Source organism: Promicromonospora sp. NPDC110617 (genome assembly GCF_055598465.1).
On the sequence record NZ_JBVKBM010000001.1, the window covers coordinates 1,681,193 to 1,703,020 of the forward strand.

The following is a 21,828-nucleotide window of genomic DNA, read 5'->3' on the forward strand; positions in this document are numbered from 1 at the left end:
GTTGGTTTAGCCATGGTTGTTAGCTCTCCGTTCACGCCCCCCCCCCGACTCGGCCGTGTCAGCCACCCAGGCCCCCCTGTCCACAAAACCTACTCACACGTCCGGGTCAGGCCTCGCCCGGGAGGGCCTTGCGGATCACCAGGCGCGTCCACGCGCCGAGGAAGACCCGGTCGTTCTCCTCGATCTCGCGGCGCACGCCCTGGTTCAGCGGGCTGTCCGGGAGGGCGTCGCCCGCCGCCGCCACGAAGGTCCCGTTCGACGAGCCGAGGTCCTCGACCCACCAGCGCTGACCGTCCGTCGTGAGCTGGCAGTGCCGTCGGGACACCCCGGGGTCGCTGCCGCAGTCGATGTCGGGCCGGATGCCGCGCGACCGCGACGGCCGCCCCACCAGCAGGCTGCGCTGCCGCAGCGTGACCAGACCGGGCAGCCCCGCGGACGGCATCGGGTCCTCCGGCCGCTCGTGCGCGTACCAGTCGGGGTCCACCCAGATCTCGGCCACCCAGGCGTCGTCGCCCGGGACGGGCGGCGCGGCCAGGCCGCCGCCGTCCGTCGACGGCGCGGGGGCGGGCACTCCGGCCGACGGCGGCGCCGTGCCGGTCGGGGCCGGTGCCGGACCGGCGGGTGCCGAACCCACCGAGGCCGACCCGGCCGGCTCGCCCGCCGGCTGACCGGTCGAGGGCCCCGGCGAACCCGCCGACGCCGCACCGGCCCCCGCCACGGAGCCGCTCGCGGGCTGCGTGGCGTCCAGGTCGCCGAGGTCCAGGCCGGACGTCGGCGGGGGCGGCGGAGCCGGCGTCCCGGTGGTGAAGTCGTACCCGCAGTTCTCGCAGAACAGGGAGTCGGCGGGGGACAGGTCGCCGCAGTTCGGGCAGGTCACAGGCCCGGCGGAGGCCCCGGCGGGCGCGGCCGGCGCACCACCGGACGCGCCGGTTCCGGTCGCGGCGCTCGCGGGTGCGGCGGACCCGCCGGACGACGCGGTGCCGGCGCCTGCGGGGATCGGCGTGCCGCAGACGTCGCAGTAGTCCGTGGCCTGGCTGGGATGTCCCTCCGGACAGATGACGGTCATGCGCGCCGGACCCGGGTCGTCTTGGTGGAGGCGGTGTCGAGTGCCATCTCGTCCAGCTTGGCGGTGTTCCGCTTGAGCCGCACGGTGCCCTCCTCCTCGTTCTCGACCTCGACGATCTTGCGCAGGCGCGACGTGGCCTCGTCGTTGCCGGTCTCGGCGGCGAGCTGCACGGCGCGGCCGAGCTTCACGGTCGCCGTCGCCTCGTCGCCCGCGGCCTTGGCCGCCAGACCCTCCTGGATGGCCGAGGCAAGCTCGGCCTGGCCGGTGTAGTGCGCCACCTCGGGGCTGATCCGGGCGGTGAGGGTGGAGTCGTCCGACCACTTGGCCTTGACCAGGCCCGACGCCTGCACCTCGCCGCCCACCGCGACCTGGACCCGCGCCGCGAGCTGCTCCGAGCCCACGGGCTTGGCCGCCACCCGCACGGCCACGTGGTAGTCGCGCGTCTCGTCGGCCCACGCGCCGGTGGGGTACCCGCTGGTCAGCGGGTTCACCTCGGTGCGACGGCTCGTCAGGTCGTCCACCTCGGGGGCCACCTGCTTGACGAACAGGACCTGCGACCCCTGCGGCGCCCACACCCGCAGGTCCACCGAGGAGACACCGCGCGCCATCGACTTGCGCACCAGGGCCGCGAAGTCCTCGGCGATGTCCTCCGGCCGCGCGATGAGGTCGACGGTGCCGAGCAGGGCCGTCGAGATCTTGCGCAGCTCCTCGACCACCCAGCGGTCGCCCACGCCGCGGGCGTCGCACTGGAAGTGCCCCGTGACGTCCGTGATCATCCGGTCCAGGTGCATCGACGGCTCGGACTCGTTCTTGCCGTCGGTCAGCAGGATCAGGTGCTTCTGCGCCGCCGGGACCGCGGCGAACAGGTCGTCCGCGAGCCGCAGCCACGTCGAGATGGCCGTGCCGCCGCTGGCCGACATCGTGGAGATGGCGCGCTTGGCCTCGGCGCGGGCGCCGGGCTCCATGGCCACCATCGGCACGCGGGCGTTGGGGTACGGGAAGATCCGGGTGGCCACGTGCGAGCCGCCGATGATCGCGAACAGCGTGCCGTCCGGGATCTGGTCGACGGCGACCGCGGCGGCGTGCTTGGCGGCCTCCATGTTGCGGCCCTGCATGGACCCGGAGGTGTCGACGGCGACGATCTCGGCGACCTGTCCCGCACCGCCGGCGTCGCTGGTGGGGCTCGCGTCCGCGGCGACGCCGACGGCCCCGGCCGCGCCCGCGCCGGTGCAGGTCACGGACACGATGGCGTGCACGTCGGTGCCGCCGTCGGACAGGAACTCGTTCTGGAAGACCTCGGCGGAGAACTCGGCCACGGTGGCTCCTCTCGGTTACGGCAGGCTAGCGCTGCTCGGTGACAGTCGGGGCGATCCGCGCGAGCGCGGCGGTGATGTTGTCCCGCCCGCCCTGGGCGTTGGCCCAGCGGACGAGCGCCGCCGCGGCGGCGTGGGGCTCGCCGCAGCCGGCGAACCTGCGCACGAGCTCGCCCATCTGGTGCGCGTCGGAGCAGTAGTTCCACAGGCCGTCCGAGCAGACCAGCAGCCAGCCGGGGCCGGACGGGACGGTCGCGGCGCAGCGCGCGTCGGTGTCGGCGGCGTCGGGGCCGAGCCACCGCGTGATGGCGTGCGCCTGGGGCGACGTCTCCGCCTGGGCCCGCGGCACGCCCGCCGCGATCATCTCCTGCGCCCACGAGTCGTCGACGCTGAGCTGCTCGGCCGGCCCGGCGTCCGGCAGCCAGTACACGCGCGAGTCGCCCAGCCACCCGGCGACGATCAGGTCGTGGTCCACGACGGCGGCCACGAAGGTGCACGACGGCGGGTCGTCCGCCACGTTCGTGCCCTTGGTCGCGGCGAGCTGCTCCGCCGCGCCCCGCACCGCCTGGCCGGCCGCGCGCGACGCGGCGACCATGGCGTCGGTCCAGCCGGCGATGCGCCGGCTGGTGGCGCCCGCGACCGAGCTGGACCCCTCGGGTCCGTAGGCCACGAGCACGTCCCGGGCGGCGCGGCTCGCGGCGAGCGAGGCGACGTCGGAGTCCGGGGCGCTGGAGACGCCGTCGCACACCACGAGCGCGGCGAAGGTGCTGCTCGCGGCGAGTGCCATCGCGTCCTCGTTGCGGGCGTGCCGGATGCCCCGGTCGCAGACACCGGCCACCCACGCGGCCGGACGCTCCTCGAAGTGGTCGCGCTCGGACTGGCCGGGGGTGCCGCAGTCGGCACAGTAGCCGTCGTCTGCGATGAGGCCGCCGCACGCGGCGCACTTGCGCCGCCCGGCCTCGCCCGTCGCCGGGTCGAGGTCCAGCACGGTGGGGGCCACGTCGAGGGTCACCTCGGACGGCAGGGACGGGTCGTCGGCGACGGCGCCCAGCGAGGTACCGCAGTTCTCGCAGAACCGGGCGCGGGGCGCCGCGCTCTCCCCGCAGCTCGGGCAACGGACGAGGACACTGTCGTCGGCGCTCATGTCTCGGTCGATCTCCTTGCGTTCGTCATCGCCACGTCCACTGCCGTACGGAGTTTGCCCGGTCCACGAGCGCGACGCGCTCCGAGCGCTCGTCGGTGAGGTGGGCGAGGTTGCGCAGGGCGAGCTCCAGGCGGTCGCGCAGCTCGTGCTCCTCGGCGCTCACACCGGCCACCCGCACGGTCGGGACGGGCCCGTCGCGCAGCACGATGTCGAGCGCCTCGTCGAGGGCCTCGACGGTGACCTGGGCCTTGGGCCGGTCGGGGATGTGGGCGGCGTCGAGCCCGGCGACGGCGTCGGCCAGGTCGAGCAGCGTGCGGTGCGCGGAGACGAGGAGCCGGGCCCGCTGGAGGCGGGCGTCCGGGAAGGACCCGCGCGTGGGGCCCACCAGCTCGAGGGCACCGAGGGCGCCGTCGAGGTCGCCGCCGCCGGACCGCACGCGGGCGAGGCCGAAGGCGGCGGCGCCGGTGTAGTTGGCGTCGGCCCGGGCGATGGTGCCGTAGAGCTGCTCGGCGACGCCTGGCTCGCCCGAGAGCTCGCAGGACGTGGCGAGGGCGAGCTTCGGCGCCGGTTCGCCGGGCACCTGCCCGTAGACGGCGTTGAACGACGCGCGGGCCGCGGCGGAGTTGCCCGACGCGAGGTGCCCGAGGCCCTCCATCCAGGCGGCGCGCCACTCCCACGCGTCGTCCTCCAGGATCTGTGCCACGGTGGTGCGCAGCAGCGCGGCGTCGTCCGCCTCGATCGCGGCGCGCGCGACGGCGAGGCGCACCTCGACGGTGTGCTCGTCGGGGTCGGCCAGCGCCTTGATGCGCTCCACGGGGTCGGCGACGTTGACGCCGGCCAGCCACGACGCCATCGGGTCGGCGGAGTCGACCTTCAGGAGCGGCAGCTCGTTCCAGTCGAGGGCGCCGTCGGCACCGTCGAGCGGCGGCACGCCGAACAGCAGGGACTCGGCGGACGTCGTCGCGGTGTACCCGGGGCCCTTGTCGGTGGCGACCACCTCGCGCAGTACGCCCAGGAGCTGGACCCGGGCCTCGTCCACGGTGCCGAACCGGTCGGCGGGCGCGGGGGCGCACGCCTTGGCGAGCCAGCGGTAGAACGAGTCGTACTTCTGGAAGACAGGGGTGTCGGCCACGGGCGGGAACGACGCCTGGTAGACGGTCGTGTTGCCGCGGAAGTCCAGCACCAGGGACGCCAGCGTGCGGCCGAGCGTGAAGATGTCGGACGCCACGGACGGCCCGACCTCCGGCACCTCGGGCGCCTGGTAGCCGACGGTGCCGTAGATGGCCGACGTCAGGTCGTCGGTGCGGCGCACGCCGCCCATGTCGATCAGCTTGACGCCGTCGCCCTGGGCGATGATGTTGTCCGGCTTGAAGTCGCAATACAGCAGGTCGTGGTCGTGCAGGTAGCTGAACGCGGGCAGCACCTCGAGGATGTAGGCGATGGCCTGGTCCACGGGCAGCGGGCGGGGCTGCCCGCCGTCCTGCTCGCGGCGGTCCTTGAGCACGTCCTTGAGCGACCGGCCGCCCACGAACTCCATGACGGTGTAGCCGAGGCCCTCGTGGAGCACGAAGTTGAAGATCTCGACGATCAGCGGGTGCTCGACCTCGGCGAGGAACTGGCGCTCGGCGACCGCGGCCTCGTACGCCTCGGTGTCGCCCGCGTTGAGCAGGCCCTTGAGCACCACCCAGCGGCCGCTGACGTTGCGGTCCCGGGCCAGGTAGATCCAGCCGAGCCCGCCGTGGGCGAGGCAGCCCACCACCTCGTACTGCCGGGCCACGAGGTCGCCCGCCTTCAAGGCGGGGGCGAAGTCGTACCGCGCGCCGCAGTGGCCGCAGAAGCCGGCGATCCGGCCGGGCACGCCGTCCCGGGCCCGGCCGACCGGCTGCCCGCACGTGGGGCAGTACCGCTTGGACTCGGCGAGCTCGGGCGTCTCCATGACGGCCTGCAGCGGGTCGGCCACGGGCGTGTGCGGCACGGTGGTCAGGCCCGCCCCGAGCCGGTGCCCGCGCAGGCGCGTGGACCCGGTGCCGACCCGGCGGGTCTGCCGGGTGCCGCCCGTCACGCGGGCGGAGCCCAGAGCGGTGGACGCGAGGCGGGACGAGCTGGTGCGCCCGGTCGACGGCTCGGCCGCGCCGCTGGGCACGGCCGTGCCGCCGAGTGCGGCCGTGCCGCTGGACGCGGAGCCCGCGGCGCGGACGGTCGCCGCGTCGAGGTCGTCGTCGGCCCAGGACGCCGCGACGGCGGCGAGCGCGTCGCCGTCGGGGTTGCCGCCGGCCGGCGTACCGCACACGTTGCAGTAGCCGTCCTCGATGGTGCCGGTGCAGCCCGGCTCGGCGCAGGCCTGTTCAGTCATCGGTGTCCCTCCGGGAGATCGCGCACGAGCGTCTCGAGCTGCTCGGTGAAGTGCCGGGCCAGGGCCAGGTCGCAGGGGGTCGCGTCGAGCGTCTCGCGCACCTCGTCCTCGCCCGCCTTCACGGTGTAGGACGACGCGCGCCCGTTGCCCTGGGCCTTCGTCATCAGGTTCTTCACGCGGTAGCGCAGCTCGGCGCGCTCCCGCAGCGGTGCGGTGTAGGCGTCCTCGACCTGCTCCATGGCGCGTTCGACGGCGCCGAGGCGCTGGACGTACGTGGTGAGCCGGTCCTGCTCGTCCGGGACCTCGCCGAGGCGGTGCACGTCCGGGATCGCGAGCCGCGGCGGGTCGGTGATCTCCCGGCGGCAGCGCTCGGCGAGCTGCGCGAGCCGGGGCGCCCGGTCGGCCAGCGCGGCGCGCAGCTCGACGGCGCGCTGCCGGTCCTTGGCGAGCGACCGGCTCCGGGCCGCGTGCACGATCAGGTCCCGCTCCGTGCGCGCGACCTCGTTCTCCAGCGCGCCGAGGGGCCCCGTGACGTCGGCACCGCGCGCGGCGTCGGCCTTGAGCCGGGCGTGCCGGTCGCGGAGGCGGGCGACGGCGTCGTCGTCCTGCGTCGCGGCCGTGGCCCGTGCGGCGTCCTCCGCCCGGACGATCCCGGCGGCCAGCGCCCGGAACCGGGCGGTGACGTCGGCCGCGTGCGGGTCGAACGAGAGCCGGGAGGCGAGCTGGTCGGCCTGGGCGTCGCAGAGGCGCGCGGCGTCGACCAGGGAGAGGAGCGACGTCGCGGGGTCGCCCCCGAGGCGGCCCCAGACGAGCTGCGACATCCGTTCGCGCGCCACGGCGTCCGCCCGGCCCGAGTCCCACACCTCGACCAGCTCGTCCGTGCGCGTGCGCACGGCCTGCCACAGGGTCAGGGCGAGCACCACGTCAGCCGTGATGGCGTCCGCGCCGGACTGCCGGGCCGCGGCATCGAGGCGGTCCAGGTCGGCGCGGCGCACGTCGAGCCACACCCGCAGGTCGGAGAGGTAGGCCAGGAGCGCGGCCGGCTCGGCCGCGACCCCCAGGGCGCCCGGCGGCGCGGGCGCGCGCTGCGTCCGGCTCACGGCGTCCTTCCGTACACGGGCTCGGGTGCGGACGGCGCCGCGCCGAGCGCGTCGCCCAGCCAGCGGTCGTAGGACTCCTCCCACTGCCCGTCCGCGACCATGTCCTCCAGCACGCCGTTGACGAACCGCACCATGTCCGCGTCACCCGCCGGGATGCCGACGCCGTAGGGCTCGTCGCTCACAGCGTCGCCCACGACCTTGGCGTACGGGTCCTGGGCGGCGAAGCCCGCCAGGACGGTGTCGTCGCCGGTGATGGCGTCCACCGCACCCTGCTGGAACAGGACCAGGCACGTGGTGTGCGTGGCGGCGGGCACCGCCTCGACGCCCTCCCACTGCTCGAGCCGCTCCAGGGTCGTGGTGCCCTCGGGCGCGCACACGCGCTGCCCGTCCAGGTCCTCGATGCTCTGCACGTCCGACGTCGACGGCACCAGCAGCTTCTGCCCCGCGTGGTAGTACTCCGCGGAGAACGCGATGTTCTCCCACCGGTCGCAGTTGATCGTGAACGCGCGGGTCACGATGTCGACGCCGCCGTCCTCCAGGACGGCCTCCCGGTCGCCCGACGTGATGACCCGGTACTGGATCTTGTCGGGGTCGCCCAGGATCGCTTCGGCGATCTGGTGCGCCACGTCGATGTCGAAGCCCTCGATGTCGCCCGTGAACGGGTTGCGCGAGCCCATGAGCAGGGTGTCCGCCGAGACGCCCACCTTGAGCACGCCGCGCTCGCGGATCTCGGCCATCGTGGAGCCGGACGTCACCTCCGGGCTGCCGCCCGGGTCGATCGACGCGACGGGCGGCAGGCCGTCGTTGCAGTCCTCCGCGGGGGCCGTGGCCGTGGCCGACGTCGTCGCGCCCTGCTGGGCCGAGCCCTGGGCCGACTGCTGGGCGGAGTCCTTCGTGGTCTCCTGGACCGACTGCTCGGCGGACGAGCCCGCCCCGGCCGCGCCCGTCAGGAGCTGCGTCGTGGGCTGGGGGGCGCACGCCGCCGTCGTGCCGACGAGGGCCAGCGCCACCAGGGCGGTGACGATCGGTCTGCGGGCTGCGCGCGTGCTCATCGGTACTCCTTCAGGCGGACGTTCATCCCGGCGGCCGCGGCGACGGCGCCGGCGACACCGAGCACGAGGGCGACCCAGGCCGCGATCTGGGCGGTGGTCGCCGCGGAGCCGAGCCGGTCCACCGCGGCGGTGCTCGTGGTCTCGACGTCGGCGTGGGCCTGGTCGGAGAACGCGGTGAAGGCCGCGCCCGCCGAGTCGTCGGCCGTGGACGTCGCCGCGTCGACCGCCTCCTCCCACCTGCCGCCGTCGTCCAGCGCGCGGATCTCGGCGTGCTTCTCGTCCCAGGAGTTCAACAGGTCCAGGGGGTCGGAGCCGGTGTCCGAGGCGTCCTGCGCCTCGGTCAGGAGGTCCCGGGCCTGGGCGACCGAGGCCTGGTAGGACTCCTCGAACTCTGCGCCGGAACCGCGCTTGATCAGCGTGAACGACTCCATCGACTTAGCGTCCGTGGCGAGCGACAGGGCCTGCGACGTGGCGACCGTGGCCGCGTACGGCCCGCTCGCCACCGACCGGGCCACGCCGTTGCCGCCCAGCACCGCCGCCGTCGCCACGATGCCGCCCACCAGGAGGGCGACGCTCGCGGCCGCCAGGCCCAGGTTCAGCCGGCGGTGCGTGCGGCGCGCCAGCCAGAGCTGGACGGCGGCCAGCGCCACCAGGCCCAGCAGGACGAACAGCAGCAGCGCCTGGCTCAGGGACACGGATGTCAGGTCAGCGTCCACGCGCTCGGACGTCGAGACCGCCACGTCGTCGAGCGTGGGCAGCACCTCGTCACGCAGCGCGGCGGAGGCCTGGTCCAGGTAGGCCGCGCCGACCGGGAAGCCCTGGCGGTTGTTCGCCCGGGCCGACTCGACCAGGCCCGCGTACCGCTGCACCGAGTCCGACACCGTGGCCAGGTCCGCGGTCTCGTCCGCGCCCTGCGCCGTCGCGGCCAGCGCGGGCAGCGCCTCCGCGGCCTCGGACACGCTCGCCTCGTAGCGCTCGCGGGCCTCCGTGGGCTCCAGCCCGCCGACGAGGAACGCGTTGGTCGCCGTCGCGTCCGCCGACACCAGGTCGTTCCGCAGCTCCTGCGTGCCGACGAGCTGCGCGGCGTCGCGCTGCGCGTCCCGCAGCGCCGCCGACTGGCTGCTGCCCGCCAGGAACCCGGTGGCCGCGAGCAGCAGGCACGCCAGCACGGCCACGGCGGTGGCGAGCGCCAGCCGGCCCGGGGTGGTCGCGAGCTCCGCGGCGAGGCGGTCCCGGACGGAGACGCGCGAGGGGCCCTCGCCCGCGGTGTCCGGCGCCTGGCCCGGCTCGGTCCGGGGCGGGCCCGTGGTGGTCAGGGGTGCCGTCACAGGATGGCCTCGCTGTCTGTCCCGATGTCCACGACGTCCTCCAGGTCTTCCGGGACCAGCGTGCGCAGCTGGTCCACCGTTGGTCGTTCAACGTCCCGCAGGCGCCAGGCGTGCCGGGCGATCGCGGAGTCGAGCACGTTGCGTGCCCAGCGGCCGTTGCCGAAGCCCTCGCCGCGCACCTGGTCCGCCACGAGGCGGTCGAAGCGGTCGAGCGTCTCCGGCTCCGGCTCGAAGTCTGCGGCCCCGGCCATGGCCGCGAAGATCTGCCGCAGCTCGGCGGCGGAGTAGTCCTCGAACGTGATGGTCCGCGAGAACCGGCTCTCCAGGCCCGGGTTGGTGCCGACGAACCGGGCCATCGGGCCCGGGTAGCCCGCCACGATCACCACGAGGTCGTCGCGGTGGTCCTCCATGTCCTTGACCAGCGTGTCCACCGCCTCGCGGCCGTACTGGTCCTCGGCCAGCGCGTACGCCTCGTCGATGAACAGCACGCCGCCCAGGGCGCGCTGCACCATCGCCGTCGTCTTCTCCGCGGTCTGGCCCAGGTAGCCCGCCACCAGCTCGGACCGGTCCACCTCCACGAGGTGGCCCTTGTCCAGCAGACCGAGCGCGCGGTAGATGCCGGCCACGAGGCGGCCCACCGTCGTCTTGCCCGTGCCGGGGTTGCCGGTGAACACCAGGTGGCGCGTCAGGGTGGGGGAGGTCAGGCCCGCCTCGGCGCGGAGGCGCTCGATACGCAGGAGCTCGGTCTGGCGGTGGATCTCGTCCTTGACGCGGCCGAGGCCGATGAGTGTGTCGAGCTCTTTCAGGAGCTCTTCCAGCGTCTTCTGCGGTTCTGCTCGTGCTGGTTCCGTGGTCGGGGCGGCCTCGGACCCCGCGGCCTCTCCGGTCAGGTCACCTTCGGACGTGGGCGGGGTGGGGTGGGTGCTTGGCCAGGTGGGGTAGGGCTGGGCCGCGTCCCGGGTGGTGGGGTACTGGGGAGTCGGTCCTGTGGGCGGCTTGTCCCTGCCCGTTGCCGCGCTGCGGTGGACGGCCTTGGTGCCCTCGGCGGCGGCGATGGCGCTGATGCTCGGGTCGCCCAGGGCGGCGGCCGCGTCGACGACGGCGGCCAGGGCGTCGGCGTAGGCCGGGGCGTGCTGCGGGGCTGTCGCGATGAGCTGGTCCAGCAGGTCGGTCGGGGCGGAGCGCCAGCGCCGGGCGCTCACGGCGGCGTCGAAGAAGGGCTGCAGCCCGGCCGCGCTGCCGGGGGACGTCGCCGTGAGCCAGTCGGCCGGTGCCCCCGGGGAGGACTCGGCGACGGCGGCGGCCAGCCGCTCACCCTCGGCGCGGGCCTCCGGGCCGCTCAGGCCGGCCGCGGTGCCGGCCGCCGCGAGGGTGTCGAGGGCGGCGGTGAGCGGCGTGGTGGTCACGGGGCCTCCAGGGGCGCGGGCCCCGCTGTCGGGCCCGGGCCTGCCGTGCCCGGACCGGGCAGGGCCTGGCCGGCGCTCGGGAGGGTGAGGCCGCCCGAGGTGCCGAACTTCTCCTCCAGGAACCGGCCGTGCGCCACCAGGGCCACCGCGTCGGCGCGGGAGACGGCGTCGGAGATCTTGTCGAGCGTGGCGCCCAGGAGGTCGAGCTGGTCGCACAGGATCAGCAGCGACGTCTTGCCGCGGTCCACGACGCGCCGGTCGGCGAAGTCCCGCGGCAGCCGCAGGTAGGCGTCCACGGCCTCCGGCAGGTAGCTCGTCGCCGTCGCCACCACGGTGTGCGCCTGCTGGGAGCCCGCGCCGAGCCGGTCCAGCCGGGGTGCCATCTCGTGCACGGTCTCGGCGACGCGCTGCACCCGGGCCGTGACGGCCGCGGGCGCCTTCCCGGACGCGCGCGCCAGCACCGCGTCCACCGACGTCACGATCTGCTCGGTCGTGGGCGGTGCCGGGATGGCGAGGGGCTGCTCCTCCTCGGTGCGTCCGCCGCCGAAGACCCGCTGCCACCAACCCATGCGTTCCCCCGTGCCCGCGGCCGTCACCGGTTGCCGAGGTCGAGGGAGCCGCTCGCCACGCCGTCGGTGTTGGTGCGCCGGGCCCGCTCGACGTACTCGGAGGCCTTGGTCGTCTCGGTCTGCAGCACGCCGATGGTCTGCGACATCGAGTCCAGCGCCCGCGTCTTGAAGTCGCTGATGGAGTCCATCGTCGCGTAGATGTTCGCGAACGCCGACTGGAGCTGCTCGATGCCCACGGTCGAGCTCGCGGCCTGCTCCTGGATGGTCGCGGACTGGTCGGCGAGCATCTTGGACGTGGAGGCGATCATGTTCGACGTCGTGGTGTTCAGGGCGCCGATCTGGTCCAGGACCAGCTTCTGGTTGGCGAGGGCCTGTGCCACGATGACGGCGGTGCGCAGCGCCGAGACCGTGGTCGTGGTGGCGCGGTCGACACCCTTGGTGAGCTCGACGTTGTTCTTGATGATGATGTCGATCGCCAGGTAGCCCTGGATCGAGACCGCGAGCTGGGTGAGCAGGTCCTGGTGCTTCTGGCGCACGTAGAACAGCACGTCCTCGGACAGCGCCTTGGCCCGGTCCGGGTCGGCGATCTGCAGCTCGGCGATCTTCGCGGAGAGCTGGGCGTCGAGCCGCTCGGCCACGTAGATGTACTGGTTGAGCCGCGTCATGGTGTCCCAGAGGTTCTGCTTCTCCAGGTTGAGCGCGGCGTTGTCCTTGCGCAGCTCGTCCTGCCCGTTGTAGAGGGCCTGGATGATGGCGTTGAGCTGGCCCTGGGCGGACTCGTAGCGGCGGAAGTAGTCCTGGATCTTGTCGCCGAACGGGATGACGCCGAGGATCTTGCGGCCCACGCTGGCCTCGGACGGGTCCAGGTCCTCCACCGTGCGGCGCAGCTCCAGGAGGGTCTGGCCCACCTTCGAGCCGTCGGCGAGGCCGCCCTCCTTCAGGGCGCGGACCGGCGTGGCCAGCAGGCGGTTGCTGGAGTCGGCGGCCTGCCGGATGTCCTGGTCGCCCATGGTGCGCACGTCGTCTGCCTTTCGGGCGAACTCGGGGGACCGGGTGTCGGTGCCGAGCAGGCCGTCCAGGTACGTGGTGACCTTCTGGTCGAGCGCGGGGGCCACGGCGGGGTCGACCTTGGGCGCCATCTTGGGTGCCTGCGTCGCGGCGACGGGCTGGACCGGGTCGGGCGCGGTGAGCACGAGCGGCTCTGCTGGCGCGGGGGGTTGAAGCGGCATCGGCTCGGTCATCGGTGCTCCTCGAGATAGGGCGTCCGAACGCGGCGAGTATATGCCGCGGGCTACCGTCTTCGAGGGCGGAAGCGCTGCTCGGCGGGGTGAGAACGAGGGGGCGGCGAGCAGAGTTCCCGGGGCGGTGGGTGACTCGTCGGTGTGGCGCGCCTCACCCGGCGTCCGCCCACGGAATAGGCCCGCCCGGGCCCGGGGTTTGGGAGCATGAACGGAGTCGTTCGGACACCCTTCCAGACAGGATGCACCCGTAGCCATGCCTTCGCGCCGGTTCTCCCGCCCGCGTGCCGCCGTCGTCGTCACGGCAGCCGTCGCCCTCCTGCTCGCCGCGTGCTCACCCGGGGGAGGCGGGACGACCACGGAACCGTCGGGCGAGCCCGTCACGGGCGGCACGCTGACCTACGCGTCGGGCGACGCCGAGCCGTCCTGCCTCGACCCGCACGTCGGCGGCAACTACCCGCAGGCGCTCATCGCCACCCAGTACCTGGAGTCGCTGGTCTCCCTCGACGAGGACGGCGAGGTCATCCCGTGGCTCGCCACCGAGTGGGACGCGAGCGACGACGGCCTGGAGTGGGAGTTCACGCTCCGCGACGACGTCACCTTCACCGACGGCACCCCGTTCGACGCCGAGGCCGTCGCCGCGAACATCGCGCATGTGCAGGACCCGGCCACGGCGTCGTCCACCGGGTACCTCGCGCTAGCGAAGATCAAGGACGTCGTCGCCGCCGACGACCACCTGGTCCGGCTCGAGATGAGCGCCCCCGACTCCGCGCTGCTGGAGTCGCTGTCGCAGGTGTGGGTCGCGATGGAGTCGCCCAAGGCCCTGGAGCGCAGCCAGGAGGAGAACTGCGCCGCGCCCGTCGGCACCGGGCCGTTCGTCGTCGACCAGTGGGAGCGCCAGGACTCGGTGACCCTGGTCCGTAACGACGACTACAACTCCCCGCCGGCCGACGTCGCCGAGGCGACCGAGGGCACCGACCTGCCGTACCTCGACTCGATCGTGTGGCGGTTCATCCCCGACTCCGCGAGCCGCTACGCCGCCCTGCAGTCGGGCGAGGTCCAGGTCGTCGACAACGCGCAGCCGGACACGATCAAGTCCGCCGAGTCCGACGACGCGATCGAGGAGCTCGACGCCCCGCGCCCCGGCGCGTCCAACCGCATCGAGCTCAACTCGGGCAAGGCGCCGTTCGACGACGAGCGCGTCCGCGAGGCGTTCATCCGCTCCGTGAACGTGGACGACGGCATCCAGAGCCTCTTCTTCGGCACCGCCGAGCGCTCGTACTCGCCGCTGTCGAGTGTCGAGCCGCTGGGCCTGAGCCTGCCCGACCTGTTCGCCGTCGACACCGACGCCGCGTCCGACCTCCTGGACGACGCCGGCTGGGCCGAGCGCGACGCCGACGGCTACCGCGTCAAGGGGGGCGAGCGCCTCAGCCTCGACTTCCCGGTGAGCACCAACCAGTCGATCCCCGCCGAGCAGTCCCTGTTCGAGCAGATCCAGGCCGACGCCAAGACCGCGGGCTTCGAGGTCAACCTCCAGCCGCTCGACCTGTCGAGCTGGTACGGCGTGCTCGCCGAGAACGAGTACGACCTGGTCAGCGCGCCGTACACGAAGGTCGGCCCCGACGTGCTCCGGATCCTCTACCACTCCGACTCGATCACCCCCGCGCCGAGCGGCTACTTCGCGAACCTCGCGCAGGTGGACGACGCCGACCTCGACGACCTGCTCACCCAGGCCTCCGCCACGAGCGACGCCGACGAGCGGGCCGCGCTCTACGAGCAGGCGCAGCAGATCATCCTGGAGGGCTACTACATCCTGCCGCTGTACGACCAGCAGAACCACTTCCTGCGGTCGTCCGCCGTGCAGGGGCTGCGCGCGATGCCGACGGTGTCGACGCCGACCTTCGCCGGGGCATGGCTGGTGCCTTGACCCTTCCGGTCGCCACCACCGGGGCGCGCAGGAAGCCGGTGCCGAGCAACCGGCACTGGCTGCTCCTGCGCGCCGGTGGTGTCCTCTTCGTCCTGTGGGCGGCCGCGACCATCACGTTCTTCGCCCTGCGGCTCGTCCCGGGCGACCCCGCCGAGGCGATCCTCGGCGGGCCCGGTTCGCAGGCCGGGCCGGAGGCGCTGGAGCAGGTGCGCCGCGAGTACGGCCTCGACCAGCCGCTCGTGGTGCAGTACCTCACCTATCTGGGGCGGCTGGTGACCGGCGATCTCGGCCAGTCGTACTCCCTGCACAAGCCGGTGCTGACCGCGATCGGCGAGCAGTTCGGCGCCACGCTCACGCTCGCCCTGGTCTCCCTCGCGCTCGCGTGGGCGCTCGCCACCGGCCTGGCGGCGTGGAGCGTGCGGGGCGGGCGGGTCGCGTGGGCCATCGGCTCCGGGCTGGAGCTGGTCGCCGCCGCCGTGCCGCACTTCTGGCTCGCGACCGTGCTCATCCTCTTCTTCAGCCTGACCCTCGGCATCCTTCCGCCGGTCAGCGTGCCCGGGCCGCTCGGCATCGTGCTGCCCGCGCTCACCATGGCGATCCCGCTCGCCGGGTTCCTCGGCCAGGTCATGCGCGAGTCCCTGCTCACGGCCATGGAGTCGCCGTTCGTCACCACGGCCCGGGCGCGCGGCGAGAGCGAGGTGCGGATCTTCTGGCGGCACACGCTGCGGCATGCGGCCATCCCCGCCGTCGGCCTGTCCGGGTGGGCCTTCGGGTCCCTGATCAGCGGGGCCGTGGTGGTCGAGTCCGTGTTCGCGCGGCAGGGGCTGGGGCGCAGCCTGCTGTCCGCCGTGCAGCTGCGCGACGTCACGCTCGTGACCGGCATCGTGCTGGTGGTGGCGCTCGCGTACACGGTGATGACCCTGGTCACCGACCTCGCCGACCGGGTCATCGACCCGCGCACCCGGGCGGTGGCCGAATGAGTCGCGTGCGGCGTCCGAGCGGCGTCGGCAGCCTCCGGTTCACCGTGGCCGAGGTGATCGCCGCCGTGTTCCTGGTACTCCTCGTGGTCGCCGCGCTGTGGCCGAGCCTGCTCGCCCCCGGCGACCCCCTCGCCGTCTCGCACGCCGACGCCTTCCAGCCGCCGTCGCTGGCCCACCTGTTCGGCACCGACGAGTCCGGCCGCGACATCTACACCCGCGTGGTGCACGGCGCCTCGGAGTCGCTGCTGATCGGCGTGCTCGCCACCGCGATCGGCATCGGCCTGGCGATCGTGCTCGGCTTCGTTGCCGGGCTCGGGCCGCGCTGGCTCGACTTCGGCACCACCCGCGTGGTCGAGGTGCTGTTCGCGTTCCCCGGGCTGCTGCTCGCCCTGCTGTTCATCGTGGTCACGGGGCCGGGCGTGCTGAGCTCGACCATCGCCGTCGGCCTGGCCACGGCGCCCGGGTACGCGCGCATCATCCGTTCCCAGGTGCGCCGGACGGCGTCGGCGGAGTTCATCGAGGCCGCACGCGTGCTGGGCCGCGGCCGGCTGTGGATCACTGCGGGCCACATCCTGCCGAACGTGACCGCCGCGCTGTTCGTACTCGCCACCCTCGGCCTCGGACAGGCCGTCATCTGGGTGTCCTCCCTGAGCTATCTCGGGCTGGGCGCCGTGCCACCCGCCGCGGAGTGGGGCGCGATGCTCGCCGCCGGGCGCACCTACATCGCCAACTTCTGGTGGATGACGTTCTTCCCCGGCCTCGCGATCGTGGCCAGCGCCGCCGCGGCGACGGTGATCGGGCGGGCCATGCAGAAGCGGAACAGGAGCGGGGCATGAGCGGGGTGGGGCGGACGGCGGCGGGGCCCGACGCGTCGGTGCCGGGCGCGCCGGTGCTGGACGTGCGCGACCTTGTTGTGTCGTTCTCCGGGCGGCAGGTCGTCGACGGCGTCAGCCTCCAGGTCGCTCCAGGCGAGTGCGTCGCGATCGTCGGCGAGTCCGGGTCTGGCAAGAGCGTCACCGCGCGCAGCGTCGTCGGCCTGGCGGGTGAGGGCGCGCGGGTGTCCGCGGCCCGGTTGTCCGTCGCCGGGCAGGACGTGCTGTCCCTGTCGGGGCGGCGCCTGCGGAAGCTGCGCGGCGGCACCGTCGGGCTCATCGCGCAGGACGCGCTCGTCTCCCTGGACCCGTTGCGCCCCGTCGGCCGCGAGATCGGCGACACGCTCGCCCTGCACACCGACCTCGACGCCGCGGCGCGCCGCGCGCGCACCCTCGAGCTCCTCCGGCGGGTGGGTCTGCCCGACGCCGAGCTGCGGGCCGGTCAACGCCCCGGTCAGCTCTCGGGCGGTCAGCGCCAGCGCGCGCTGATCGCCGCCGGCATCGCGGCCGGCCCGCGCCTCGTCATCGCCGACGAACCCACCACCGCGCTCGACCAGCCCGTCCAGGCCGGTGTGCTTCGGCTGCTCGGGCAGCTCCGCGACGACGGCACCGGCGTGCTGCTGATCAGCCACGACCTGTCCGTGGTGCTCGGCATCGCGGACCGGGTGCTTGTGATGACCGACGGCGTCGTGGTCGAGGAGGGCACGCCCGCCGACGTGTTCGAGCGCCCCCGACACCCGTACACGCGGAAGCTGGTCGACGCCGTCCCGGCGGGCCGGCCGCGGGGTGCGTCGCTGTCCGGTGGCGCGGGCGCGGCGCCGTCGGCCGCCGTCCCGCCGTTGCCCGCCGTCGAACGTAGAGATAGTCGCTTGAACGGCGCTGACACGGCGACCAAACCTACGTTCGACGAGGCGGCCGCCGGAGGGCGGGATGTTCTCGTCGAAGCGCGGGGGCTGGAGAAGGTGTTTCACGTCGGCGGGCGGGAGATCGTCGCCGCCGCCGACGTCTCGTTCTCCCTGCGCGCCGGGCGGACGCTGGGGCTGGTCGGCGAGTCGGGGTCGGGCAAGTCGACCACCGCACGCCTCCTGCTCGGCCTGGAGCACCCCGACGCCGGTGAGGTCACGCTGCTGGGCGAGCCGTGGAACCCGCTCCCGGAGGCCCGACGCCGGGCACGCCGGCCGCTCGTCGGCGCGGTGTTCCAGGACGCGCTGAGCACGTTCGACCCGCGCTGGACGGTCGGCTCCGTCCTCGCCGACGCCGTGACCCGCGGGCGCTCGGTCCGGCCCGGACCGGTGCGCGCCGAGATCGCGGCCCTGCTCGACACCGTGGGCCTCGACCCCGCGCTGGCCGCCCGTCGCCCGCTGCACCTGTCCGGCGGGCAGCGGCAGCGCGTCTCGATCGCACGGGCGCTCGCGCCGCAGCCCCGGGTGCTGGTCCTGGACGAGCCGGTCTCGGCGCTCGACGTCTCGGTCCAGGCGCAGGTGCTCGACCTGCTGGACCGGATCCAGCGCGAACGCGACCTCGCGTACCTGCTGATCACCCACGACCTTGGTGTCGCGCTGCACATGAGTGACGACGTCGCGGTGATGCAGGAGGGTCGCATCGTCGAGCAGGGCCCGGCCGCGACGGTGTTCGACGACGCGGAGCACCCGTACGCCCGGCTGCTGCGCGACGCCGTCCGGCTCTGAGGAGCCTGTCGCACGCGTGGCCCGATGCCCGGCCGACCTCCGGGGGACTGATGTGCGCCCCGGACAGGTAACGCTGAGCTACCACTGCTAGCTCAGCGTTACCCAGCCGTGGGCACAACGTCCGCCCCGAAGCGGGGCGGCTGCGAGAGGGCTCGTGACGCCTCAGCCGATGCCGACGTTCTGCCGCTCCGGTTCGATCACGGCTACCACCCGCTCGTGCTCGCGGGAGTAGGGCGCGCCGGTGTACTTCCTGGCCAGCCGGTCGACGATCGCCCAGCCCGCCTCGCCGTCGAGCCACTCGACGACCCTGCCGCGCACGACGACGGGCTCGAACGGGTTGTCGACGGGCGCGATGGACAGGGCCACCCGGGGGTCGCGGCGCAGGTTGCGGGCCTTGCGCATCGTGGGGCCGGTGAAGAAGACGATCTGGTCGCCGTGGGTGCCGACGAAGACCGGGGCGGCGTGCGGCGCACCGTCGGGGAGAACGGTGGCGACGTGAGCGATGGAGGTGCCGTCCAGGACGCGGCGTACGGCGGGTTCGAGCATGTCGGGGCTCCTTCGGCGGGGATGGTGCTCTGCGGGATGGCTGGGCCCAACCTAGGAGCCGGACGGCGACGGGTTCTTGAACGAAACGAGCAGGCTCAGGCCCTCAGCGGCACCCGGCGTCGTGTGGCGAGGAAGGGGCGGTACGACGCGGCGTGCTCATGACCGCAGGCGCAGCGGTCCATCCCGCCGCTGAGCAGTCCCCGCGGGGTGAGGCCGGTGAGCCGCAGGCACTCCCGGCTCAAGTGGGCCTGGTCGGCGTAGCCGGTGTCGATCGCGAGGCCCGCGGCGCCGTCCGAACCCCGCCGGCCGCTGGCCACCGCACCGGCCTGGGCCAGCGCGAGGAAGCCCTGGAAGCGCAGCGTCCGCTGGAGGACCTTGGGCGTAACGCCCACGGTGTGCAGGCAGCGGCGACGGAGCTGGCTCGGGGAGAGTGCCAGACGTCCGGCGAGGGCGTCGATGCCGATCCGGCGCCACGGCATGAGCGCGCCGACGGCCGCGGCCACCAGCGGGTCCGGCCGGGCCGCTCGCTGCAGGAGCCGCACGAGATGGACCTCCAGGAGGTCGAGCGCCTGCTCGGGGGTGCTCGCCCGCGCGGTCCGGTCCACGAGCTTGTCGACCGACCCGCCCCACAGGTCGGCCAGGTCCACGCGCTGGTCCACCAGGTCGTCGAGCGGCGTGGGCAGGGGCGGCGGGGTCGCCGGGAGGAACCGCACGCCGACGATCGTGGTGCGCGGCGGCACGACCTCGATCTCCGGGCCGGTCAGCGGACCGATGAGCTGAGGGCTGCCCCCGATCGCGAGGTGAATCTCGACACCGCCGGTGGGCAGGTTCCGCTGGACGTACGCCGTCGCGCCGGTGCGCTGGACCCACACCGTCCGCACCGCGCCCGCCAGCGCGGGCAGCGGCGGACGTTCGACGTAGGACTCCATGGGGGTCATCCTCCCCGCGGCGACCCACGGCCCGCCACGGAAGTGCGCGGGCGGTCACCGATGACTTCCCGGGGCACGCGTCGTCTGCCCGGAGGAGTCGGCCAGCGACGGCCGTGACGACAAGGAGGCCGACATGCCGCGATACCTGATCTCGTTCGACGACGGTGCGATGACGTTCCCGCAGGAGGACCTGCCTGCTGTGGCCGAGGCCTCGCACGCGGTGGTGCAGGCGGCCAAGGATGCCGGCGTGTGGATCTTCGGCGCCGGGATCGAACACCAGCAGGCCTCGGTCGTGGCGACCGACGGCACCGTCGTCGACGGGTCGTTCCCGGAGACCAAGGCCGTGATCGGTGGGTTCTCGATCATCGAGGTGCCCACGCGTGAGGAGGCGCTGAAGTGGGCGGCCCGGATCGCCGAGGGCTGCCGCTGCGCCCAGGAGGTCCGGGAGCTGATGTACGACCCGGAGTCCTGAGGGGCACGGCCTGGAGGACGTCGTCGTCCCGCCGCCTGCCGGGGCACCTCCCCTTTGAGGCCCGGGTTTCTCCGCTTTCGGACGGCGGAAAGCGAAGAAACCCGGGCCTCGAAGGAGAACCCGAGGGGTCAGCCGGCGAGCGAGCGGACCGTCTCGATCGTGTCCGCCTCCGCGGCCGTCTTGTCGTCGCGGTAGCGCAGCACGCGTGCGAACCGCAGCGCGAGGCCGCCGGGGTAGCGGGACGAGCGCTGCAGGCCGTCGAACGCGATCTCCACGACCTGCTCCGGCCGGACGGTGACGACCCAGCCGTTGTCCTCGACCTCCAGCTCCCGGAACCGCTCGGTCTGCCACTGGAGCATCTGGTCGGTCATGCCCTTGAAGGTCTTGCCCAGCATCACGAAGCCGCCCTCGGGGTCCCGCGCGCCCAGGTGGATGTTGGACAGCCAGCCCTGGCGGCGGCCCGAGCCGCGCTCGACCGCCAGCACCACGAGGTCGAGGGTCTTGCGGGGCTTGACCTTGACCCAGCCGGCGCCGCGGCGTCCGGCCGCGTAGGGCGCCTCCAGGGACTTGACCACCACGCCCTCCTGGCCCTCGCGGACCGCGCCCGCGAAGAACCCGGCCGCGGCCTCCGGGTCGGACGTCAGCAGGCGGCGCACCGTGTGCGGCGCCGCGACCTCGTCCAGCACCGCCAGTCGTTCGCGTAGCGGGGCGTCGAGCAGGTCGCGCCCGTCGGCGTGCAGCACGTCGAAGAAGAACGGGGTGAGCTCGAACTGGTCGGCCAGCGCCTCCTCCGCCGACGTCGCCCGCGCCGGGCCGCGGGCCAACCCTCGCGTCGACTCGTGGGTCGCGGACCGGGCGGCCGTCTCCTGGAACGGCCGCGGCACGCCGTCCGGCCCGACGCCGAGCGCCTCGCCGTCCAGCACCAGCCGGTCCGCCGGCAGGGCGCGCACGACCTCGACGATCTCCGGCACGCGCTCGGTGATGTCGTCCAGGGAGCGCGTCACGACCCGCACCTCGTCGCCGAGCCGGTGCACCTGGATGCGGATGCCGTCCAGCTTCACGTCCACGCACAGCTCGGCGGGCTCGTCGCCGGGGCCGAGCTTCTCGAAGGCGGCCGCGATGTCCGGGGCCGACTGCGCGAGCATCGGCCGCACCGGCCGGCCCACCTCCAGGGTGAACGCCGCCAGCGCGGCCTGCGGGTCCTCCGCCAGGAGCGTGGCGCTCGCGACCGGTCCGGTCGCCCCGCGCAGCATGACGGCGCGCCGGACGGCGTCGGCGGGCGTTCCGGCGGCTTCCGCGACGGCGTCGACGACGACGGAGTCGAGCGCGCCCTGCCGCAGCTCGCCCGCGACCAGGCCGCGGAGGAACGCCTGCTCCCGCTCGGTCGCGGCGCCGAAGAGCTCGGCGGCCGCGGCGGAGCGGGCCTGGGCCGAGCCCGAACCCTCCAGCGCGGCCATCGCGGCGAACGCGGCGTCGACGTCGCGCACCGTGAGCGTCGCCTCGGCCGCCGGCGCCGGGAGGTCGCGCAGCGCGGCGTAACCGAGACCCGTGCGGCGCTGGCGCAGCGCGCCGGCGAGGTAGGCGACGACGATCTCGAGGTCGTCGGCGACCGCTCCGGCATCGGGGGCGGACGCCGCGCCGTCGGCCGGGCCTCCGTGCTCCAGGTCGTCGGCGGCATCCGCTGGCGCCGCCGCCCCGCCGTCCGCCGTCCGGCGCAGCAGGTCGGCGATGGCCGCACGCTTGGCCAGGCGCGAGCGCGTGGCGGCGACGGCGTCGGACGTGGCGGCGACCTCGGCGAGCAGCATGCTCCATCTTGACCCGCCGCCCGACCAGCCGCGGCCCGAG

18 protein-coding genes are annotated in these 21,828 nt (G+C 74.2%); 5 read left to right on the forward strand and 13 right to left on the reverse strand.

Annotated elements, in window-relative coordinates:
- Positions 1-106: 106 nt before the first annotated feature.
- From ACZ7LE_RS07400 to ACZ7LE_RS07445, 10 genes are read right to left on the reverse strand one after another with little or no spacing between them, the layout of a single operon-like run.
- Positions 107-1,066, reverse strand: coding sequence for an FHA domain-containing protein (locus ACZ7LE_RS07400; protein WP_470402643.1), 960 nt, complete (start codon positions 1,064-1,066; stop codon positions 107-109).
- Entirely contained in the window at positions 1,063-2,382 is a 1,320-nt protein-coding gene (locus ACZ7LE_RS07405) for a VWA domain-containing protein (protein ID WP_470402644.1), read from the reverse strand. The genes ACZ7LE_RS07400 and ACZ7LE_RS07405 overlap by 4 nt, the downstream gene beginning before the upstream one ends.
- Positions 2,383-2,407: 25 nt before the next feature.
- On the reverse strand, positions 2,408-3,523 hold the full coding sequence (locus tag ACZ7LE_RS07410; protein ID WP_470402645.1) for a protein phosphatase 2C domain-containing protein: 1,116 nt from the start codon (positions 3,521-3,523) through the stop codon (positions 2,408-2,410).
- 25 nt (positions 3,524-3,548) lie between these two features.
- The gene (locus tag ACZ7LE_RS07415) at positions 3,549-5,876 is read right to left on the reverse strand and encodes a serine/threonine-protein kinase (RefSeq protein WP_470402646.1); all 2,328 of its coding nucleotides are present in this window, start codon (positions 5,874-5,876) and stop codon (positions 3,549-3,551) included.
- Complete coding sequence (locus ACZ7LE_RS07420) at positions 5,873-6,976, reverse strand: hypothetical protein (RefSeq protein WP_470402647.1); 1,104 nt, start codon at positions 6,974-6,976, stop codon at positions 5,873-5,875. Before ACZ7LE_RS07420 ends, ACZ7LE_RS07415 begins: the two co-directional genes overlap by 4 nt.
- Positions 6,973-8,028 carry a glutamate ABC transporter substrate-binding protein gene (locus ACZ7LE_RS07425; RefSeq protein ID WP_470402648.1) on the reverse strand — a complete coding sequence of 352 codons (1,056 nt, stop codon included), beginning with the start codon at positions 8,026-8,028 and terminating at the stop codon, positions 6,973-6,975. Before ACZ7LE_RS07425 ends, ACZ7LE_RS07420 begins: the two co-directional genes overlap by 4 nt.
- A complete protein-coding gene (locus ACZ7LE_RS07430) occupies positions 8,025-9,356 on the reverse strand; it encodes a hypothetical protein (RefSeq protein ID WP_470402649.1) in 1,332 nt (443 codons plus the stop codon). The genes ACZ7LE_RS07425 and ACZ7LE_RS07430 overlap by 4 nt, the downstream gene beginning before the upstream one ends.
- Positions 9,353-10,762 carry an AAA family ATPase gene (locus ACZ7LE_RS07435; RefSeq protein WP_470402650.1) on the reverse strand — a complete coding sequence of 470 codons (1,410 nt, stop codon included), beginning with the start codon at positions 10,760-10,762 and terminating at the stop codon, positions 9,353-9,355. The genes ACZ7LE_RS07430 and ACZ7LE_RS07435 overlap by 4 nt, the downstream gene beginning before the upstream one ends.
- Positions 10,759-11,331 (reverse strand): hypothetical protein, encoded by a 573-nt coding sequence (locus ACZ7LE_RS07440; RefSeq protein WP_470402651.1) that lies wholly within the window; start codon positions 11,329-11,331, stop codon positions 10,759-10,761. Before ACZ7LE_RS07440 ends, ACZ7LE_RS07435 begins: the two co-directional genes overlap by 4 nt.
- A gap of 23 nt (positions 11,332-11,354) precedes the next feature.
- On the reverse strand, positions 11,355-12,572 hold the full coding sequence (locus ACZ7LE_RS07445) for a toxic anion resistance protein (RefSeq protein WP_470402652.1): 1,218 nt from the start codon (positions 12,570-12,572) through the stop codon (positions 11,355-11,357).
- Between the two features lie 253 nt (positions 12,573-12,825).
- Between ACZ7LE_RS07445 and ACZ7LE_RS07450 the strand changes: the two genes are divergently transcribed.
- The 4 genes from ACZ7LE_RS07450 to ACZ7LE_RS07465 are packed head-to-tail and all read left to right on the forward strand — an operon-like array spanning position 12,826 to position 18,036.
- Positions 12,826-14,496, forward strand: coding sequence for an ABC transporter substrate-binding protein (locus ACZ7LE_RS07450; protein WP_470402653.1), 1,671 nt, complete (start codon positions 12,826-12,828; stop codon positions 14,494-14,496).
- Complete coding sequence (locus ACZ7LE_RS07455) at positions 14,493-15,476, forward strand: ABC transporter permease (protein WP_470402654.1); 984 nt, start codon at positions 14,493-14,495, stop codon at positions 15,474-15,476. The genes ACZ7LE_RS07450 and ACZ7LE_RS07455 overlap by 4 nt, the downstream gene beginning before the upstream one ends.
- Complete coding sequence (locus ACZ7LE_RS07460; protein WP_470402655.1) at positions 15,473-16,312, forward strand: ABC transporter permease; 840 nt, start codon at positions 15,473-15,475, stop codon at positions 16,310-16,312. The genes ACZ7LE_RS07455 and ACZ7LE_RS07460 overlap by 4 nt, the downstream gene beginning before the upstream one ends.
- A complete protein-coding gene (locus ACZ7LE_RS07465) occupies positions 16,309-18,036 on the forward strand; it encodes a dipeptide ABC transporter ATP-binding protein (protein ID WP_470402656.1) in 1,728 nt (575 codons plus the stop codon). Before ACZ7LE_RS07460 ends, ACZ7LE_RS07465 begins: the two co-directional genes overlap by 4 nt.
- Positions 18,037-18,198: 162 nt before the next feature.
- Here the strand turns inward: ACZ7LE_RS07465 and ACZ7LE_RS07470 are convergent, their stop codons facing one another.
- Together ACZ7LE_RS07470 and ACZ7LE_RS07475 are read right to left on the reverse strand one after the other, a co-directional pair.
- A complete protein-coding gene (locus ACZ7LE_RS07470; RefSeq protein ID WP_470402657.1) occupies positions 18,199-18,582 on the reverse strand; it encodes a TIGR03618 family F420-dependent PPOX class oxidoreductase in 384 nt (127 codons plus the stop codon).
- A 95-nt stretch (positions 18,583-18,677) separates the two neighbouring features.
- Complete coding sequence (locus tag ACZ7LE_RS07475; RefSeq protein WP_470402658.1) at positions 18,678-19,511, reverse strand: helix-turn-helix domain-containing protein; 834 nt, start codon at positions 19,509-19,511, stop codon at positions 18,678-18,680.
- Between the two features lie 133 nt (positions 19,512-19,644).
- Here ACZ7LE_RS07475 and ACZ7LE_RS07480 point away from each other — a divergent pair, with 133 nt between their 5' ends.
- A complete protein-coding gene (locus tag ACZ7LE_RS07480) occupies positions 19,645-19,983 on the forward strand; it encodes a YciI family protein (protein WP_470402659.1) in 339 nt (112 codons plus the stop codon).
- Positions 19,984-20,111: 128 nt separating this feature from the next.
- Here the strand turns inward: ACZ7LE_RS07480 and ACZ7LE_RS07485 are convergent, their stop codons facing one another.
- Positions 20,112-21,788 carry an ATP-dependent DNA ligase gene (locus ACZ7LE_RS07485; RefSeq protein WP_470403291.1) on the reverse strand — a complete coding sequence of 559 codons (1,677 nt, stop codon included), beginning with the start codon at positions 21,786-21,788 and terminating at the stop codon, positions 20,112-20,114.
- Positions 21,789-21,828 lie beyond the last annotated feature (40 nt).

Bases quoted from the DNA above. Each gene is read 5' to 3' on its own strand.
- ACZ7LE_RS07400 (WP_470402643.1), bottom strand. From the start codon at position 1,066: ATGACCGTCATCTGTCCGGAGGGACATCCCAGCCAGGCCACGGACTAC.
- ACZ7LE_RS07410 (WP_470402645.1), bottom strand. From the start codon at position 3,523: ATGAGCGCCGACGACAGTGTCCTCGTCCGTTGCCCGAGCTGCGGGGAG.
- ACZ7LE_RS07415 (WP_470402646.1), bottom strand. From the start codon at position 5,876: ATGACTGAACAGGCCTGCGCCGAGCCGGGCTGCACCGGCACCATCGAG.
- ACZ7LE_RS07425 (WP_470402648.1), bottom strand. From the start codon at position 8,028: ATGAGCACGCGCGCAGCCCGCAGACCGATCGTCACCGCCCTGGTGGCG.
- ACZ7LE_RS07440 (WP_470402651.1), bottom strand. From the start codon at position 11,331: ATGGGTTGGTGGCAGCGGGTCTTCGGCGGCGGACGCACCGAGGAGGAG.
- ACZ7LE_RS07445 (WP_470402652.1), bottom strand. From the start codon at position 12,572: ATGACCGAGCCGATGCCGCTTCAACCCCCCGCGCCAGCAGAGCCGCTC.
- ACZ7LE_RS07450 (WP_470402653.1), top strand. From the start codon at position 12,826: ATGCCTTCGCGCCGGTTCTCCCGCCCGCGTGCCGCCGTCGTCGTCACG.
- ACZ7LE_RS07460 (WP_470402655.1), top strand. From the start codon at position 15,473: ATGAGTCGCGTGCGGCGTCCGAGCGGCGTCGGCAGCCTCCGGTTCACC.
- ACZ7LE_RS07465 (WP_470402656.1), top strand. From the start codon at position 16,309: ATGAGCGGGGTGGGGCGGACGGCGGCGGGGCCCGACGCGTCGGTGCCG.
- ACZ7LE_RS07470 (WP_470402657.1), bottom strand. From the start codon at position 18,582: ATGCTCGAACCCGCCGTACGCCGCGTCCTGGACGGCACCTCCATCGCT.
- ACZ7LE_RS07475 (WP_470402658.1), bottom strand. From the start codon at position 19,511: ATGGAGTCCTACGTCGAACGTCCGCCGCTGCCCGCGCTGGCGGGCGCG.
- ACZ7LE_RS07480 (WP_470402659.1), top strand. From the start codon at position 19,645: ATGCCGCGATACCTGATCTCGTTCGACGACGGTGCGATGACGTTCCCG.
- ACZ7LE_RS07485 (WP_470403291.1), bottom strand. From the start codon at position 21,788: ATGCTGCTCGCCGAGGTCGCCGCCACGTCCGACGCCGTCGCCGCCACG.